Source organism: Lentzea sp. DG1S-22 (assembly GCF_036321065.1).
Taxonomy (GTDB): domain Bacteria; phylum Actinomycetota; class Actinomycetes; order Mycobacteriales; family Pseudonocardiaceae; genus Lentzea; species Lentzea jiangxiensis.
On the sequence record NZ_CP143276.1, the window covers coordinates 6898430 to 6916206 of the forward strand.

At 69.7% G+C, this 17777-nt stretch carries 15 protein-coding genes; 10 read left to right on the forward strand and 5 right to left on the reverse strand.

Annotation, left to right across the window (positions count from 1 at the left end):
- Positions 1-3 precede the first annotated feature (3 nt).
- The gene (locus V1227_RS32750) at positions 4-474 is read left to right on the forward strand and encodes a hypothetical protein (protein ID WP_329789102.1); all 471 of its coding nucleotides are present in this window, start codon (positions 4-6) and stop codon (positions 472-474) included.
- Here the strand turns inward: V1227_RS32750 and V1227_RS32755 are convergent.
- Positions 458-631: a DUF397 domain-containing protein gene (locus V1227_RS32755; RefSeq protein ID WP_329789103.1), complete on the reverse strand. Its 174-nt coding sequence runs from the start codon at positions 629-631 to the stop codon at positions 458-460. The two genes, V1227_RS32750 and V1227_RS32755, sit on opposite strands and share 17 nt — an antisense overlap.
- Positions 606-1460, reverse strand: a complete 855-nt coding sequence (locus V1227_RS32760; protein ID WP_329789104.1) for a DUF5753 domain-containing protein — start codon at positions 1458-1460, stop codon at positions 606-608. Before V1227_RS32760 ends, V1227_RS32755 begins: the two co-directional genes overlap by 26 nt.
- Positions 1461-1529: 69 nt before the next feature.
- Between V1227_RS32760 and V1227_RS32765 the strand changes: the two genes are divergently transcribed.
- Both V1227_RS32765 and V1227_RS32770 read left to right on the forward strand, forming a co-directional pair.
- Positions 1530-1919, forward strand: a complete 390-nt coding sequence (locus V1227_RS32765) for a hypothetical protein (protein WP_329789105.1) — start codon at positions 1530-1532, stop codon at positions 1917-1919.
- A 9-nt stretch (positions 1920-1928) separates the two neighbouring features.
- Entirely contained in the window at positions 1929-4052 is a 2124-nt protein-coding gene (locus tag V1227_RS32770; protein WP_329789106.1) for a hypothetical protein, read from the forward strand.
- 101 nt (positions 4053-4153) lie between these two features.
- On the opposite strand, the gene V1227_RS32775 is transcribed toward V1227_RS32770, so the two are convergent.
- Complete coding sequence (locus V1227_RS32775; RefSeq protein ID WP_329789107.1) at positions 4154-5122, reverse strand: hypothetical protein; 969 nt, start codon at positions 5120-5122, stop codon at positions 4154-4156.
- 142 nt (positions 5123-5264) lie between these two features.
- Between V1227_RS32775 and V1227_RS32780 the strand changes: the two genes are divergently transcribed.
- The 5 genes from V1227_RS32780 (at position 5265) to V1227_RS32800 (ending at position 11182) form a co-directional block, all read left to right on the forward strand.
- Positions 5265-5909: a dTMP kinase gene (locus V1227_RS32780; protein WP_329789108.1), complete on the forward strand. Its 645-nt coding sequence runs from the start codon at positions 5265-5267 to the stop codon at positions 5907-5909.
- Positions 5910-5985: 76 nt separating this feature from the next.
- A complete protein-coding gene (locus V1227_RS32785) occupies positions 5986-6816 on the forward strand; it encodes an SAM-dependent methyltransferase (protein ID WP_329789109.1) in 831 nt (276 codons plus the stop codon).
- Positions 6817-7000: 184 nt separating this feature from the next.
- Positions 7001-7678: an MtrAB system response regulator MtrA gene (mtrA, locus tag V1227_RS32790; RefSeq protein ID WP_030471262.1), complete on the forward strand. Its 678-nt coding sequence runs from the start codon at positions 7001-7003 to the stop codon at positions 7676-7678.
- 10 nt (positions 7679-7688) lie between these two features.
- Positions 7689-9449, forward strand: coding sequence for an MtrAB system histidine kinase MtrB (gene mtrB, locus V1227_RS32795; protein ID WP_329789110.1), 1761 nt, complete (start codon positions 7689-7691; stop codon positions 9447-9449).
- A complete protein-coding gene (locus V1227_RS32800; RefSeq protein ID WP_329789111.1) occupies positions 9446-11182 on the forward strand; it encodes an LpqB family beta-propeller domain-containing protein in 1737 nt (578 codons plus the stop codon). Before mtrB ends, V1227_RS32800 begins: the two co-directional genes overlap by 4 nt.
- A gap of 485 nt (positions 11183-11667) precedes the next feature.
- Here V1227_RS32800 and V1227_RS32805 read toward each other — a convergent pair whose 3' ends face one another.
- Complete coding sequence (locus tag V1227_RS32805) at positions 11668-12285, reverse strand: ComF family protein (protein WP_329789112.1); 618 nt, start codon at positions 12283-12285, stop codon at positions 11668-11670.
- 992 nt (positions 12286-13277) lie between these two features.
- Here V1227_RS32805 and hpf point away from each other — a divergent pair.
- Together hpf and secA are read left to right on the forward strand one after the other, a co-directional pair.
- Positions 13278-13943, forward strand: coding sequence for a ribosome hibernation-promoting factor, HPF/YfiA family (gene hpf, locus V1227_RS32810; RefSeq protein WP_236216962.1), 666 nt, complete (start codon positions 13278-13280; stop codon positions 13941-13943).
- A 363-nt stretch (positions 13944-14306) separates the two neighbouring features.
- Positions 14307-17246 (forward strand): preprotein translocase subunit SecA, encoded by a 2940-nt coding sequence (gene secA, locus V1227_RS32815; protein ID WP_329789113.1) that lies wholly within the window; start codon positions 14307-14309, stop codon positions 17244-17246.
- A 99-nt stretch (positions 17247-17345) separates the two neighbouring features.
- Here secA and V1227_RS32820 read toward each other — a convergent pair whose 3' ends face one another.
- Positions 17346-17753, reverse strand: coding sequence for an Rv3235 family protein (locus V1227_RS32820; protein WP_329789114.1), 408 nt, complete (start codon positions 17751-17753; stop codon positions 17346-17348).
- Between the last annotated feature and the right edge of the window lie 24 nt (positions 17754-17777).

Below are 17777 nucleotides of genomic sequence, written 5' to 3' on the forward strand. Positions count from 1 at the left end.
GCGGTGGCAGCGGTGGGATTCTTCGGCACCTATGCCTACGAGCACGGCTCGTGGAAGACGCTGTCCGAGGGCGAACTGCCGCCGCTCGCCGAGCCGTTCCTGTGGATCGACATCCACGACAGCGACATCACCTCGGTCGTCTACGCCCCCGCCGGCCCCGGCTCGGGCGTCGCCTACCTGGGCCTGACGCCGCGCACCTACTTCGAGAACCCCAGCGCCTCCGACCCGACCGACACCCTGCGCGAGGCCGCGGGGCTGGCCGAGTGGTGGGGCGCGCTGAACCCCGGTGGTGACGTGCCGGCGAAGCAGGCCGAACTGCTCCAGTACCTGGCCGAGGACGAGGACCCGGACGCCTTCGAGTGGGACGAGTCCGAGGACATCGACAAGATCGACGACGGCGAGGTGTTCGTCGAGGTCAAGACCCGGCGGTTCCTGGCGGCGCTCGACCTGCCGCTGCCTACCGAGCTCGGATGAACTCCTGCCAGGCCTCGGTGCTGAAGGTCAGCTCGGGGCCCGCGGTGTTCTTGGAGTCGCGGACGCGAACGGCCTGGGAGAACGCGACCTCGACGCAGTTGCTCCCGTCGGTGCCGCCGCTGTAGCTGCTCTTACGCCAGGTGCAGTTTCCGGTCACTGAGGTCCTCCCGCGATCGGCTGGCGAGATCCGCCACCATCGACCGCGATTGTTCCTCATCCAGTGCGAGTGCATCCAGGTGCGTGAAGATCGACTTGCAGTGCTTGATCCCAGCCAGGTCCTGCACGAACACCTGTGCAAGATCCGACTCGGTGTAGGCCACGCTGTTGCGCTTGTCGTACTTCCACAGCACGTAGTTGGCCGAGTAGACACCTGAAGCACCAGTTGCCGCAGGCACGATCCGGATGACATGGGTGTGGAAGAGCAGCCGCATGAGCTGGTCTTCCATCACCTCGTCGCTGCCGACCTTGAGCCTCAGCGCGTACTCATGGATGTAGAAGGTGCATTGCGGGCGGTTGTGTCGGCGGAGGATCGCCTGCCGCTCCATGCGGAAGCGAACGTTCCTCTCAATCACTTCCGGGCTTGTGAGGCTGCGCGCCCGGAACAGTTCGAACGCGTACTCCTCCGACTGCACAAGGCCAGGCATGGAGGTCATGTCGTAACTGGTGATCTCGTCTGCCATCGACTCGGACATCGACATCGTGCGCAGGTTGTCGGGCACCTGCACGAAGTAGGGGTTGAAAGCCGACCGGTACCTGTCCAGGAAGTCGGTGATGAAGGTCTGGCTGCGGCCGCACCGCCCCAGGTACTGGATGATGTCGATCTCCGTGGCGCGCACCTTGCCGTGCTCGATGTTCGAGACCTTCCCGGGATCCCACCCGAGCATCCGGGCGATCTTCCGCCCGCGAAAGGTGGTGAAGCGCTCCCGAACCTGCCGCAACTCGTCGCCCAGGTCACGGCTGTATGGAGTGGACGGATCGCCGTTCATGGAATCCGACGTTAGGCGATGGAGGAAAAACAACAGCGTGCCCAAACGGGTGGAATTACGCTGCGCCGCGTGAACGAGTTCGGCCTCGCCACTGAGTGGCACGAGATCTGGCACGAGAACGTCGCCGTGCCGCTGGTCGACGGCACGCCGCTCACCGAGTGGGTCGACATCTTCGAGACGGTGCGGGACATGCGGCCCGCCGGTGGGATGTACGGAGGCCTCACCGCGGTCGACCGAGGCGACAAGCCCTTCCAGCCCGGCAAAAGTCAACTGGTGCTCGGGTGCTCGTGTGGGCATGCGGACTGTTGGCCGCTCTACGCGCGCATCATCGCGCACGGAGACATGGTGGTGTGGGACGAGTTCCGGCAGCCGCGTCGCCGGGAGCGCGACTACATCGGGTTCGGGCCCTACCGGTTCGACCGCGCGCGGTACGAGGCGGTGGTGGCGGAACTCGGTTGACGTGCGAGGTTGACTTACCTCGTGCTCACGACGGTCATCCGGAGAACTCTGCGCGTGCCCACCTCGGCCGGGGCCGCCGGTGACGGCCGGGCCGCCGCGCGGCAGCTGGACGCCGTGCTGCTCAAGGTCGGGTTCAAGGCCTCGAAGGAACTGCTGGAGCACGTCGCCGGTTTCGCGCAGCCCACCGCGTACACGAAGTCCATCGTGGACGCCGTGCGCGGGCTCGTCGGCGACGACGTCAAGCACAACCCGTACTTCCTGACGTTCCCGCACGACGTTCCGGACACGGCCGAGTTCTGGACGGACTGCCTGCGGGACGCGCTCGCTCGCCAGGTGCCGGCGGAGGAATTGCGCGTCAACGGCTTCTTCAACCTGCTGGCGATGCCCGAGTACGGGCGCCGCCGGCACACCTACGAGGAGCTCCTCGCGGCGCACGACGAACTGGTGCCGTCGATCAAGAACCGCCTCACGGTGCTGCACCTCGGCGGCACCCTCGAGGAGGAGACCCGCCGCCTCTACCTGGACCTCGCGGCGAGTCCGACCGTGCTCGGCGAGGCCGACCTGGCGCTGTTCGTCGAGCTGGCCGAGCGGATCGGCGAGGTGCCCGAGAACATCCCGCTGCGCGAGAACCGCGCGGTCGTCAACGCCGCTCGTCTGAACGGCGGGCTGGCGCCAGTCGGCGTGGACACCGTCACCGACGTGCTGCGGCTGGCCTGCCAGGCGTCCGGCGGTGACGTCACGTTGCTGGAGGCGACGCGGTTCCGGTCGTTCCGGCGTTCCGAGCGCCGCGTCCTGCTGGCCGCCCTCGACGAGGTCGTCGCGGGCAACGCGGGCAAGCTCGGCGACGTGCCGCAGCGGCGCGAAGCCTGGAAGCGGCTCGGCGAACGGCTGCACCCGCACGAGTACGGCCAGTGGCCGCACGCGCAGGACGTGTTCGCCGTCGCGCGCGGGGAGAAGGCCACCAGGTCGTTCGCCGGACGCGCGGAAATGGCGTTCCAGGCAGGCGACGTCCGCAAAGCGGCGGAGATCCTGGCCGCGGCTCCGGGCATGCTGTTCCGGCAGCTGGACCGGTTGGTGCGCAACGGTTCCGCGCACGACGTCCCGGTGATCGTCGCCGCGGTGCGCGAAGCCGTGCCCGAGGTGTCCGGCCGGGTGCTCTGCTCGGTGCTGGAACACCTGGAGAACCGCGGAAAGCCGGACGTGGCAAGGGTGTTCGCGAACCGGTCGCGCCGCGCGTGGATCGCCGACGACACCCGGCCGCCGCTCGACGCGGACGCGGTCGCGGCCATCACCTCGGTGCTGGAGGACGAACTGGTCCGCCGGCTGCCCGCGGTGTCCGGGCTGACCGTCGAACCCGCCGCGCTCGACGTCGTGGTCCCGTTGTCCGGCAACGCTTCCGAGGACGGCTTCGGCGTGCAGCCGCGCGGTTCACGGGTGCCGCTCGACGGCGAGCTGCTGCGGTTCTTCACGTACTGGCGCCAGGCGGAGGTGCCCACCGACTACGACCTGTCGGCCGTGCTGCTCAACGAGAAGCTGGAGCACGTCGGCCAGGTGTCGTGGACGAACCTCGGCGACGACGGCGCGTACTACTCCGGCGACCTCACCAGCGCGGCCGGGGGTGCGACCGAGTTCATCGACGTGCCGCGCCACACCGTGCGGACGAAGTACGTCGTGCCGCAGGTGAACCTCTTCTCGGGGGAGCCGTTCACCAAGGTCGCGGAGTCGATGTTCGGCTTCATGGGCCGCGACCTCGACCAGTTGGGAAAACCGTACGAGCCGAGCACCGTGCAGGCCTGCATGCCGTTGAACGGCTACGGCAACATCGCCGTGCCCGTGATCTTCGAGCGGACGGAGACCGGCTGGACCGGCACGTGGCTGCACCTGTACCTGCGCGGAACGCCGTGGTCGAACCAGCTGGAGGCGAACCGCGACATGGTCCGGCTCATCACATCAGGTGTCTTGCGGCGCAGGTACTTCACGGTCGCGCGCCTCGCGGAGCTTGTCCGCCGCAAGACCACTGTGGACGCACCGGCGCTGCACATCGCGTTGTCGAGGCCGGAAGGGCGTCACGTCGTCACGGTCGACCAGCTCGCGAAACTGCTGGAACCGGAAGGCGCGGCACTGCTAGCGTGAGCACCAGCGAGGCCATGGGAGTGCTTCCTTCTAACCACTCCAGCGATTAGCGCTCCCGCTTTCCTCGCCCCAGACCCCGGGCCCAGGGAACACCCCGGCAGCTAGCTCCACTCGACGGCGATGCCCGCGATGCCCGGCCCGAAGTCGGCGAAGTAAGCGCTGACGACGCCGCCGAGCCCGCACACCAGCTCCTCGACGTCGACCGGCGTCGCGTCGGCCGAGGCCAGGAACTGCTTCATGCAGCGCGCGGGCATCGCGCGCCGGTGGAACGACAGCTGCACGAGGTACGAGCCGCACGTGTCGCGGAACGTCCGGTGGTGGCCCGGCGTGGCGCTGCCGGTGTCGTCGACGATCGTGAAGCTGAAGACGTGCTCCTCACCGGCCGCGAGCCGCCGGTCGAACAGCATCTCGACCGCCAGGTCGCGGGAGACGCCCTCCCTGCGCAGACGGCCCTGCCGGCAGCCTTCACCGGCTCGCACGATCGCGTTCTCGATCAACGCCCCTTCGTCGCCGTGGTGCGTCGCCAAGTACCGGTCGGGTCCCTGCCGCAACGCGCGCACGACGAGCCGTGTGGTGATGGAGCGTTGTTCGCGGTGCATCCCTATCTGGACGGTGTCGTGGACGGACAGCACTTCGAGGTCCGCGTTGCCGCGCGCGGCTTCCGGTACGGAGTCGAACGCTGCCAGCAGCGGCGCGGGCTCGGGCCACGTCGCCACCGGGCGCGGCGCGTAGGTGTTCCCGGTTCGCGGGCCGATGAGGTCCAGCAAGGACGATGGCGGCAGGCGCAGAACCGTCTCCAGCGCGCGCACGGTGCTTATCGCGCGCGGCACCTCGGGGTGGCGCAGGCCTCGTTGCCAGTACGAGAGCGTCGACTGGCCCACCTGGACACCGAGTTGTTCGAGGTGAGCGCGCAGTCGGGCGAGCGAGAGGCCGCGGTGGGCGATCGCCTCGCGCAAAGCGCGGTGGAACGGCCCGTAGCGCAGCGTCTCGGAGAGTGGGGTCGGCAGACCCCCGGTCGGGTTACCGATCGGCTCGTTGACCGACTCGGCGTGCCCGGAATCCGCGGTCACCGCGGCACCTACCCTTCACACGCGCCGTGTGACTGTTCACCGTAGTCACTCGTTCTGGTGATCGAAAGATCGGATTTCGCCCGTGTGGGGGACGTGCTGCGTCCGTGTGAGTGGCCGGACCCGGTCCCGTTAGGGTTCGGGCGTGGGAAAGCTCGTAGTGATCGAAGGCCTCGACGGCGCCGGCAAGCGCACCCTCGCCAACGGCTTGACCGAGGCGCTCGGTGCCCAGGGCAGGACCGTGGCCACCCACGCGTTCCCGCGTTACGGCCGCAGCGTCCACGCCGACCTGGTCCGCGACGGCCTCTACGGCAGGCTCGGCGACCTCAGCGACTCGGTCTACGGCATGGCCGTCCTCTACGCGCTCGACCGGCGCGGCGCGGCCGAGGAGATCCGCGAGGACCTCGAGAAGCACGACGTCGTCCTGCTCGACCGGTACGTGGCGTCCAGTGCCGCCTACAGCGCCGCGCGTCTGCACCAGGACGAGAACGGCGAGTTCGTGCGGTGGGTGCACGAGCTCGAGATCGAGCGCTTCGGGCTCCCCGTCCCGGACCTGCACCTGCTGCTGCGCGTGCCCGTCGAGGTCGCGGCCGAGCGGGCGGCGAAGAGGGAGCAGGACGACGAGTCGCGCGCCCGTGACATTTACGAATCCGATGGCGGGTTGCAGGCCCGGTGCGGGGTCGTTTACGACGGATTGGCGAAGATCGGCTGGCTCGCGCCGTGGCAAGTGGTGGACGGGCGGTCAAACGTGAACTTTTCTTCGCTTGTGGAACCACTCTTCACTCCTTGAGTGGTCGCTCACGTGCGTACCGGTTGACACGATCGAGTGTCCGGTACGTAACTGTGAGTGCATAGGAGATCACAATTTGAAGCGTGTCCTGCAGCGCCTCCCGGTCGGTGTCGCCCGTACGGCGGTGCTGATCGCTGCCGCCCGCGCACAAGAGCAGAGCCGGCCCCACCCCCTCTTCGACGACCCCCTCGCCGCCGGTCTCGTGCAGGCCGCCGGCTCCGCGAACGACCTCAACGGCGTGCGCACCCTCGCGGGCGACCACTTCGTCCTGCGCACCCGGTACTTCGACGACGTGCTCCTCGGCGCGCCCCGGCCCCAGGTCGTGGTCATGGCCGCGGGCCTCGACACACGGGCGTTCCGGTTGCAGTGGCCACCGGGCACAAGACTCTTCGAGCTCGACCTGCCCGAGCTCGTCGAGTTCAAGGAGGACGCCCTGCACGACCTGGGAGCCCGGCCCGCGTGCGAGCGCGTCGTCGTTCCCTGCGACCTGCGCGACGACTGGCCGACGGCCCTGATCCGCGCCGGCTTCGACCCGAACAGGCCCACGGCGTGGTTGCTGGAGGGCCTGTTCATGTTCCTGCCACCGGACGCGGGCGAGCGGCTGCTGTACTGGGTGAGCGCGCTCTCCGCCCGGGACAGCACGCTCGCGCTCGAACACGTCAACCGCGCTTTCCGGGAGCTGCCGCAGATGAGGGCCGTGCACCAGCGGTTCGGCACGATGGACGCGCGGTGGCAGTCCGACGTGGAGGATCCGGTCGGGTGGCTCGACGCCCACGGCTGGGACGCCGAGGTCACGCACCAGGTCGACCTCGCCGCGAAGCACGAACGAGCTGTTCCGGCGATCACCGACCCGCGGAAGGTGGGTGATGCGCGGATCTGGCTGGCCTCCGCCGTTCGCCCGGCCTGAGAACACCGGTAACGAAAGGTGACCCTCGCGCGGTTACTCCCGCGACGAACAGGTCAAACGGGACGAGGTGGGGTACGTGGAACGGCAGTTCCGGCCGGTTACCGAACGGGCGCACACCGCCACCAGCGGCAACGGAGCCTGGGTGGTGCGCGAACGCGCGGCCGGGAGTGCGACGATGTTGAGCATGAAGGCACGCGTGCTCGTCGTCGATGACGACCCCGCCCTGGCGGAGATGCTGACGATCGTGTTGCGCGGGGAGGGCTTCGACACCGCGGTGGTCGCCGACGGTGCCCGTGCCCTGCCCGCGCTGCGCGAGCTCAAGCCCGACCTCGTGCTGCTCGACCTGATGCTGCCCGGCATGAACGGCATCGACGTCTGCAAGGCGATCAGGTCCGAGTCGGGCGTGCCGATCGTGATGCTCACCGCGAAGAGCGACACGGTCGACGTGGTGCTGGGCCTCGAGTCCGGCGCGGACGACTACGTCGTCAAGCCGTTCAAGCCGAAGGAGCTGGTCGCCCGCATCCGGGCGCGCCTGCGCCGCACCGAGGCGGAGCCGTCCGAGGTCCTGCAGATCGGCGACCTCACGATCGACGTCCCCGGCCACGAGGTGCTGCGCGAGGGCCGTCCGATCCAGCTCACGCCGCTGGAGTTCGACCTCCTCGTCGCGCTCGCCCGCAAGCCGCGCCAGGTCTTCACCCGCGAGGTGCTGCTGGAGCAGGTGTGGGGCTACCGCCACGCCGCCGACACGCGCCTGGTGAACGTCCACGTGCAGCGGCTGCGGTCCAAGGTCGAACGGGACCCGGAGCACCCCGAGGTGGTGTTGACTGTCCGCGGTGTCGGCTACAAGGCCGGCCCTCCGTGACAGGTGATGTATGAAGTTCGTTCGTCCGGTCGTCGCGAAGGCGCACCTCCTCGCTGAGGAGGCGCGCAAGCGGTGGGCCGCGTTCGGTGACCTCTGGCGTCGGTCGCTGCAGTTGCGCGTCGTCGTGTCCACGCTCGCGCTCTCGTCCGCCGTGGTGTTCGTGCTGGGCATGGTGCTGCAGATGCAGATCACCAACCAGCTGCTGAGCACCAAGGACGAGGCCGCGGTGCGCCAGGCGATGGCGTCGCGGGCGCTGATCCAGTCCGACCTCGTCGGCCTGAACCCCGGCCCGGACAGCGTGCAGACGCGGTTCACCAGCGCGATCAACAAGCTCGCCGTCGGTGGCAACGGGACCGACGCCACGACGGCGGGCGCCGGCGCGTTCGAACCGGTGCTGGCGGACGGGCTGGGCTCGGCCGGTGCCGGGCGCGTGCCTTCCGTCGGCAAGCTCGAGGACGTGCCGCGCGGCCTGCGCGAGATGGTCGAGAACGGCACCGAGGGCACCCAGATCCACACGGTGCAGCGCGACGGCGCGGCGACGACGTTGTTCGTCGTGGGCCTGCCGATCAGCACGTCCGCGCGCTCCATGCAGATGTACCTGATCTTCCCGCTGACCGCCGAGCAGCGCACCGCCGAGGTGGTGCAGTCGACGCTCGCGGTCGGCGGAATAGTGCTGCTGGTCCTGCTCGCGCTGATCGCGAACCTGGTGACGCGCCAGGTCGTCCGGCCCGTGCGGCAGGCGGCCGAGGTCGCGGAGCGGTTCGCGGACGGCACGCTGCACGAACGCATGCACGTCGTCGGCGAGGACGACGTGGCGCGCCTGGCCGAGTCGTTCAACGAGATGGCCGAGTCGATCCAGGCCCAGTTCAAGCAGCTGGAGGAGTTCGGCCAGCTGCAGCGCCGCTTCACCTCCGACGTCTCGCACGAGCTGCGCACACCGCTGACGACGGTGCGCATGGCCGCGGACGTCCTGCACGCCTCCCGCGAGCAGTTCCCCGCCGGCCTCGCCCGCTCCACCGAGCTGCTGGTCGACGAGCTCGACCGGTTCGAGTCGCTCCTCGGTGACCTGCTGGAGATCTCCCGCCTCGACGCCGGCGTCGAGGAGCTGACCGCCGAGCAGGTCGACATCCGCGTGCTGGCCCGCCGCGCGCACGACTCGGTGCGCGCGATCTCCACGAGCGCCAACTCGCCGGTCGTGCTCGACCTGCCGGACGACGAGCTCACCGCGGAGCTCGATTCCCGCCGCGTGGAACGGATCCTGCGCAACCTGCTGGCGAACGCCATCGACCACGGCGAGGGCCAGCCCGTCGAGCTCACCATGCGCGGCAACGCCGACGCCGTCGCGATCACCGTGCGGGACCACGGCGTCGGTCTGCGGCAGGGCGAGGCGGAACTGGTCTTCAGCCGCTTCTGGCGCGCGGACCCGTCGCGCAACCGCCGCACCGGCGGCACCGGCCTCGGCCTGTCGATCTCGCTGGAGGACGCCCGCCTGCACGGCGGCTGGCTGGAGGCGTGGGGCGAACCCGGCCACGGCGCCGTGTTCCGCCTGACGTTGCCGCGCAGGCACGGCGAGGAACTGCGCGAAAGCCCGCTACCGCTCGCGCCCGCGATCGAGCACGAACCCGTCGTGGTGAGCGAGGAGCCGGTCGCGGCCGAGGAGCCGGGCGAGATCGAGCTGCGGCCGGAGGAGATCACCTGGCAGCCCGCGGAGCCCGTCGACGGCACCGGCGCGGAGAAGTCGCCGGACGAGGTTTCGGAGGAAGTGCGGTGAAGCGGTTCGCGTTGCTGTGGCTCGTCCTCGTCACCCTGACCGGCTGCGCCGCGATCCCGACGAACACCCAGCCGAAACCGATCGGCCCCAAGGACAGCAAGGGCGCCGACGCCCCGGACGCACCCGAACCGCGCCAGAACATCGACCCGTTCATGCTCGTGCGCGACTTCATCGACGCGACCTCCAACCCGGACGGCGACTACGCGGCCGCCCGCGCGTTCCTGACGCCGGAAGCCGCGAAGAAGTGGGACACCAAGAACCCCACGATCATCGAGACCGGTTTCTCCACCGTGCCGAGCTCGCAGGCGCCGCAGGAGAAGACGCAGACCGTTCTGCTGCAGGGCAAGTACGTAGGCCGCCTCGGCAGCGACAACGCGTTCGTGCCGCAGCTCGGCGACTTCCAGAAGGCCGTGAAGGTCGAGCGCAACGCCGACAACCAGTGGCGCATCTCCGAACCGCCGCCGGGCGTCTACATGCCGCAGAGCCTGTTCAACAACGCGTACCGCCGCATCACGCTCTACTTCTACAACCCCGAGTTCACCGTCCTGGTGCCCGACCCGCGCTACGTCGTGATCCCGCCCGTGACGAGCATCCCGACGCGCGTGACCGAGCTGCTGGTCAAGGGACCCGGCGACGCGGTGCGCGACACGCTGGTGAGCGCGCTCGGCTCGGACGCCGACAAGTTCTCCGACACCAAGGAGTCCGACGACGGCGCCCTCGAGGTCAACCTCACCAACGTGGGCAAGGACCTCACCCCCGAGAAGCGCAAGCAGATCGTCGCGCAGGTGGTGAAGTCGTTCTCCGGCGTCACCTCCTCGCGCGTGCGGGTGCTCGTCGAGGGCCAGCAGATCCTGCCGGACCAACGCGACTACCGGCCGTCCGACGTGTCGGCGACCGCGGGCGAGTCGTTGCTGGCGCTGAACGCGAACCTCCAGGGCATGCTCGTGGTGGACGGGTCGATCCGCTCGCTCACCGACGGCAACCCGATCAAGGGCCCCGCCGGCGCCGGCACGTACGGCGCGGTCTCGGCGGCGCAGTCGCTCGACGGCTCACGCCTCGCCGTCGTGTCCCGCTCGGGCGGCGGGGTGCGCCTGCGCATCGGAGAGCTGGAGCAGGACCTGTCCGAAGTGGACCTGCCCGCCACCACGCTCTCCAGACCGACGTGGCTGCTCTCCACCGGCCCCAAGGAACCCGGCATCGAGGTCTGGACGGCCGTGGACGGCAAGTCCGTGGCCCGCGTGACCCGGTCCGACAACGGCAGCTGGACCGCCAAGGGCGTCAACATCACCGACATCGAGCCGTTCGGCGCGATCAGCGAACTGCGCCTGTCCCGCGACGGCACCCGAGCCGCCCTGGTGATAGCCGGCAAGCTCTACGTCGCCTCCGTGGTGCGCGACAACCAGGACGTCGCCCTGCGCGCACCCCGGCAGCTGCAGCCCTCGACCCTGGGATCGGCGGTGCAGTCGATCGACTGGCTCTCCCAGGACGTGCTGGCGGTTTCCTCCTCGCTGCCCTCCTGGCCGGTCACGAAGGTCTACACCGACGGCTACCGGATGGACCGCTACAGCCAGTCGAACCTCACCGTGCCGGTGGGTTCGGTGGCGTCGGCGCCCGCGCGTCAGGTGCAGGTGGTCGACCCCTCCGGGCTGTGGTCGGCGTCGGACATCACCGACGTGTGGAAGTCGAGCGGGATCCGGGTGCCGCCGGGCTCGCTGGTGTTCTACCCGGGCTGAGCCCGAGGGGTGCCGTGCGCGCCCAGGGGCGTGGTGCGCGGGCGAGAGGCGTGGTGCGCGGGCGGAACCGTGGTGCGCCGTCCGCGTCGGGACGGTAGGCATCCGCGACGGAACCGGACCGGATGGCGGGCGATGACCGGTCACCGCCCGCCTCTTCGGCGCCGTGCGGCACCGGTGCGGCCGCCACGTGTCAGCCGCCGCGCTGCGGGCGCCACGTGTCGGGACGGTAGGTATCCGCGACGGAGCTGCACCGGGTGGCGGCGAGGACGGGGCACTGCCCGCCTCCTCGGCGCCGTGCGGCGCCACGTGTCGAGCTGCCGCGCTGCGGCGCCGCCGTGTCGAGCCGCCGTGTCGCGGTGCCACGTGTCGAGCCCGAGCCGCCGTGTCGACACAGCCACGTGCCTCAGCCGCGTGCCTCAGCCGCGAGCCACAACGCGGGCTCGCGCCGGCCAGCCGTCGCCGCGAGAGGCGCGACGCCTGCCTGCCTAGTCGCCGGGCCGGTGCGGCCGAGCCGAGGTCAGCACGAGCACGGCGTTCGTCCGCACCCCGGCCGCCCGCAGGGCGCGCACGCAGGCCGCGGCCGTCGCCCCGGTCGTGATCACGTCGTCCAGCAGCACGACCGTCCCCGGCGGTGGCCGCCCCACGACCTCCACCCGCCCGGCCAGGTTCCGCCGCCGGGCGCCGGCGCTCAGCCCCACGGAGTCGGCCACCCCGCGCCCGAGCCGCAGCACCGGCGCGACGGCGGCGACGTCCACCTCCCGGGCGATCCGCACCATGTGGTCACCACCGCGGTCCCGCGCGGCGCTGCGGCGGGAGGGCGCCGGCACGATCGTCCACGGCGGAGGACCGACCGCGACCAGTGCCGCCGCGACCATCGCGCCGAACCAGGCCGAGAGCGCCCGTGCGCTCCGTTCCTTGAAGGCCAGCACGAGTTCCCGCGCCGCACCGCTGTAGGTCGCCAGCGTCCACACGGGCGGCGCCACACCGGGGACCTGGAGGCGTGTGGGCGGGCCGAAGCCGTCGAGGCACGCGGCGCAGCAGGCGGTGCCGGAGAGGCCGCAGCCGGAGCAGACGGGAGGCAGGAGCAGGTCGAGAGCTGTCATGGGAACCAGGATGGCGGCGGGGTCCGACAGAAAATCGCGGTCGGTCCGCGAAGGGGCCGGGCCGCCGACCGCCACGGGCCTTTCGGCACCGCCCACAAGGGTGAAGTTCCGATTGCGTTGTCGATCTCCGCTGCCTCCGCGCACCACCGGAATCCGCAGCTCGGAGCGAGTTCTGTGACGACGTACCAAGATCCGGTAACTCGTTTCGCCCCGTTTGTCCCAGCGCCTGTCGAGCCGATGTTTCCAGAACTGAGTGGTCCGCACGTTCACCGCCGCTGCCCGGCCACGCGCGCTCAACGCGACCCCCCTTGGGTGGCCCCTGGTGGCCTTCGTGACACCCGCGAGTGGTTAACGATTATTCACATGGTGAGCTGACCAGCGGTTATTACTTGAAATGCGCTCGCGTTCGGCGCAAGGCGTGATCAACCGCCTTGTCCGTCATTGGGCGAAATCCGCCGTTCAGCCCGGCGTGACTGGGTCGTGATCGGGCATCTGCACCGATCGGGACGGGCGGAAGAAGTGAGCCCGCGTTCCGCTTCGGAGATCGGAATCGATCTCTTCCCGGTTTCGGGAACATGACGCGGGGGTCGCCCGTTGGCTGGGTATGAGGCCGCGACCGGAGCCGTTCGACGCAGCAGACCTGCCGTCGAGTGCCGGTGCGCGGCTGGGCCTTGCGGGTGAGCGGGAGGGTGGCGGGTTTGGGCCGCGGCACGCTCGGGAAACGTTTGGCAACGCGCTGTCGTTGCGCTGCGTAGTCGTCGAAAAATCTCGTCGTTCCCCCGGCAAGGGGGCTTACGCGACGGTGAATCCCAAGCTAACGTGCACCGCTATCAGCGTTCCCGGCCCCGCGGGGAGGAGGCGAACAGCCCATGATCCTGGCGCCGTGAGAGCTGAGGGAGACGACCCTCTGCGACACATCCGCGATCCAAGATCGCCACGGCGCTTCGAATGCAGTCCAGCCATAGCTCGCAGCAAAGCGAGGGAGGTCGTGTATGGACATCGTCGTTAAGGGCCGCAATGTCGAGGTGCCCGATCACTACAGGGTGCACGTCGCCGAAAAGCTGGCCCGGCTTGAGCGCTACGACCGCAAGGTCATCCGCTTCGACGTGGAGCTTTTCCACGAGCCGAACCGCCGTCAGTCGAAGAACTGCCAGCGGGTCGAAATCACCGGCAAGGGACGTGGACCCGTGGTCCGTTCCGAAGCCTGCGCGGGTGACTTCTACGCCGCGCTCGATTCTGCGGTCGCGAAGCTCGAGAACCGCCTGCGTCGGTCACATGACCGCAGGCGCGTCCACCACGGGGCGCGTGCCCCGATCTCGGTGGCCGAAGCGACAAGCGGACTGGGTGAACCGTCCGCCGGCGAAAGCATGACGTCGCGCCGCGCGAAGACCGCGGTGCTCGACGCACCCGAGGCCGACTACGAGGGCATGGCGGAAGTGCCCGCGCAGCGTTGGGACGAGGGCCTCGAAGACAAGTTGCCCGGACGCGTCGTACGCGAGAAGGAGCACGCCGCCAAACCGATGACCGTCGACCAGGCCCTCTACGAGATGGAGCTGGTCGGCCACGACTTCTACCTGTTCGCCGACGCCGAATCCGGGCGCCCGAGTGTCGTCTACCGCCGGAAGGGATTCGACTACGGCGTGATCAGGCTGGCCTGACCCGCGCGAACCCCCGTACCTCCTACCGCCGCCGCCCCGCACCCCTCGCGTGCGGGGCGGCGGCGTGCGTCTACCGCCGGTCGGACCCTTCTCGGCCCCGGACGTTCACCGTCAAGGTGAACTTGGCCGGGCCAGGAACCTTCACGCGGTCCCTGTTCGTTCTCCAGACCAGTAGCCGAGGTGGGGGCACCGGCGACAGGAGGTCTGCGAGCACCGCAGAACCGGCAACTGACCTGCGCATACCAGGTCGGGCGTGCCAATCCGCCTGTGTCCGTGCACACATCTTGGCGACTTGCCTACGATGGGCAGGGGAAAGGCGTCCGTGGTGGGCGCGCCGCGATACAGGTGATGAGGTCTATCCAGATGGTGCTGTCCCGACTGCTCCGCTCCGGCGAGGGCAAGATGCTCAAGCGCCTCCGCAACATCGCACAGCACATCAACCACCTGGAAGACGAGGTGGTGGACCTCTCCGACGCCGAGTTGCGCGGCAAGACCGAGGAGTTCAAGAAGCGCCACGCCGAGGGCGAGTCGCTCGACGAACTCCTTCCCGAGGCGTTCGCCGTGGCCCGCGAGGCCGCGAAGCGCACCCTGGGCCAGCGGCCCTACGACGTGCAGATGATGGGTGGAGCGGCGCTCCACCTGGGCCAGATCTCCGAGATGCGCACCGGTGAGGGCAAGACGCTGACCTCGGTCATGCCCGTGTACCTCAACGCGCTCGCCGGCAAGGGCGTCCACGTCATCACCACGAACGACTACCTGGCCAAGCGCGACGCGGACTGGATGGGCCGCGTGCACCGCTTCCTGGGGCTGTCCGTCGGCGCGATCCTCTCCGAGATGACTCCGGAGCAGCGCCGCGCGTCGTACAACTCGGACATCACCTACGGCACGAACAACGAGTTCGGCTTCGACTACCTGCGCGACAACATGGCGTGGAGCCTGGACGAGTGCGTGCAGCGCGGCCACTACTTCGCAATCGTCGACGAGGTCGACTCGATCCTCATCGACGAGGCCCGCACGCCGCTGATCATCTCCGGCCCGGCCGAGCAGTCGGCCCGCTGGTACACGGAGTTCGCCCGCCTGGTCCCGCGCATGCGCGGCATCGACGTCACCCAGCTCTCCCAGAAGGACCGCATCGAGGTCATCGAGGAGAAGTCGAAGTCGTACCACTACCAGTACGACGAGAAGAAGCGCACGGTCGCCGTCACCGAGCTCGGTGTGGAGTTCATCGAGGACCAGCTCGGCATCGACAACCTCTACGAGGCCGCGAACACGCCGTTGGTGGGCTACCTGAACAACGCCCTCAAGGCGAAGGAGCTCTACCACCGCGACAAGGACTACATCCTCCGCAACGGCGAAGTGATGATCGTTGACGAGTTCACGGGTCGTGTGCTCGCCGGTCGTCGCTACAACGAGGGCATGCACCAGGCCATCGAGGCCAAGGAGGGCGTGGAGATCAAGGCGGAGAACCAGACGCTCGCCACGATCACCCTGCAGAACTACTTCCGCCTCTACGAGAAGCTCGGCGGCATGACCGGTACCGCCGAGACCGAGGCGGCCGAGTTCCACCAGACCTACAAGCTGGGCGTCGTCCCGATCCCGACGAACCGCCCGCCGCAGCGCAAGGACCAGCCCGACCTCGTCTACAAGAGCGAGGAGGCGAAGTTCGAGGCCGTCGCCGAGGACATCGCCGAGAAGCACGCCAAGGGCCAGCCGGTCCTGATCGGCACGACGAGCGTCGAGCGCTCCGAGTACCTGTCGAAGCTGCTGGTGCGCAAGGGCATCCCGCACGAGGTGCTGAACGCGAAGCACCACGACCGCGAGGCGCTGATCATCGCGAAGGCGGGCCGCAAGGGCGCCGTCACCGTCGCGACGAACATGGCCGGTCGCGGTACCGACATCGTGCTGGGCGGCAACCCGGACATCATCGCCGACCACGAGCTGCGCGACCGCGGCCTCGACCCGGTGAACACGCCGGAGGAGTACGAGGCCGAGTGGGCGAAGGTCGTCGAGGAGCTGACGACCCAGGGCAAGGCCGAGGCCGACGAGGTCCGCGAGGCCGGCGGCCTCTACGTGCTCGGCACCGAGCGCCACGAGTCGCGCCGCATCGACAACCAGCTCCGCGGCCGCACCGGCCGTCAGGGCGACCCCGGTGAGTCGCGCTTCTACCTGTCCCTGCAGGACGAGCTGATGCGCCGCTTCAACGCGTCCATGGTCGAGATGGTCATGACGCGCCTGAACGTGCCGGACGACGTGCCGATCGAGCACAAGATGGTCACCCGCGCCATCCGCAGCGCGCAGACCCAGGTCGAGCAGCAGAACTTCGAGATCCGCAAGAACGTCCTCAAGTACGACGAGGTCATGAACCGCCAGCGCACGGTGATCTACGCCGAGCGCCGCCGCGTCCTCGAAGGCGAAGACCTGAAGGAACAGGTCGAGCACATGATCCAGAGCGTCATCGAGGAGTACGTCAACGGCGCCACCGCCGACGGCTACGCCGAGGACTGGGACTTCGACAAGCTCTGGACCGCGCTGAAGACCCTGTACCCGGTCTCGCTCGACCCGAAGGAGCTCCTCGAGTCCGACGAGGACATCACCCGCGAGTACCTGCGGGAAGTCCTCATCGAGGACGCGATGAAGGCCTATCGCGCCCGCGAGGCCGACATCGACAGCCGCGTCGGCGAAGGCGCCACCCGCGAGCTGGAGCGCCGCGTCCTGCTGTCCGTCCTGGACCGCAAGTGGCGCGAGCACCTCTACGAGATGGACTACTTGAAGGAGGGCATCGGCCTGCGCGCGATGGCGCAGCGCGACCCCCTCATCGAGTACCAGCGCGAGGGCTTCGAGATGTTCAACGCGATGCTCGACGCGCTGCGCGAGGAGACCGTCGGCTTCCTGTTCAACCTCCAGGTCGAAGCAGCGGAGCCGGAGCCGGCCCAGCCGGAGGTCCCCGTGACCCTCGCCGCGGCCCCGCAGGCCCTCCCGCAGGTCTCGGGCAACGGCGGAGGCGCCCGCGCCCGTGCCCGCGCGGCGGCAGCCGCCCAGCAGCAGGCCCAGCAGCAGGCCCAGGCCCCCGCGGGTCCGGCGATGGCGCAGCTGGCGAGCGGCAACGCCATCCCGCCCGCCCTGCGCGGCAAGGGCCTCGGTGGCCCCGGCCAGCAGAACCTGAGCTACAGCGGCCCGGCCGAGGACGGCGGCGTGGAAGAGCACGCCGAGGCGAACGGAGGCGCCGGCCAGCAGGGCGGCACCCGCAAGGAGCGCCGCGAGGCCGCCCGCCAGGCGGCCAAGAACCAGCGCCGGGGTCGCTGATCCCACCTTGTCGCCGCGTGGGCCGCACTCCTCCGGGAGGGCGGCCCACGCGGCTTTTCAGGCCTGCGGGGGGCGTGAGGAGTGAGGCGGCGACACGCCTCACTCCAGCACCGTGAACGAGGTGAACCACCACCTCCCGCCCCGGTGCTCGACCCGGCAGGCCACAGCCAGCACCCGCCCCTCCCTGCGGACGGTCGCGGACATCTCGGCCACGAACCGGGACGGACGACAAACCCGGGGCATCCGGACCATCCGCGTCGTCCGAGCCCGCACCATCGCCCCGAGCCGCACCGCCAGCCCCGGCACCGCGACCTCCCGCAGCAACCGAGCCGGCCGCCGCCCGTCCAGCACCTCCAGCACGGCACCCACCAGCCGCAGCGGGTCCAGCGCGGGCGACGGCGGATCGGGCTCCGGCACCCAGACGGGGCGTGGCCGGGGCCGGGGCAGCGGAACGGCTCCGCCCACGGGCGGCTCGTAGGCGGGCAGGCGGCGAACGACTGGCGGCATGCCCTACCAGGCGAGCGGCGGGCG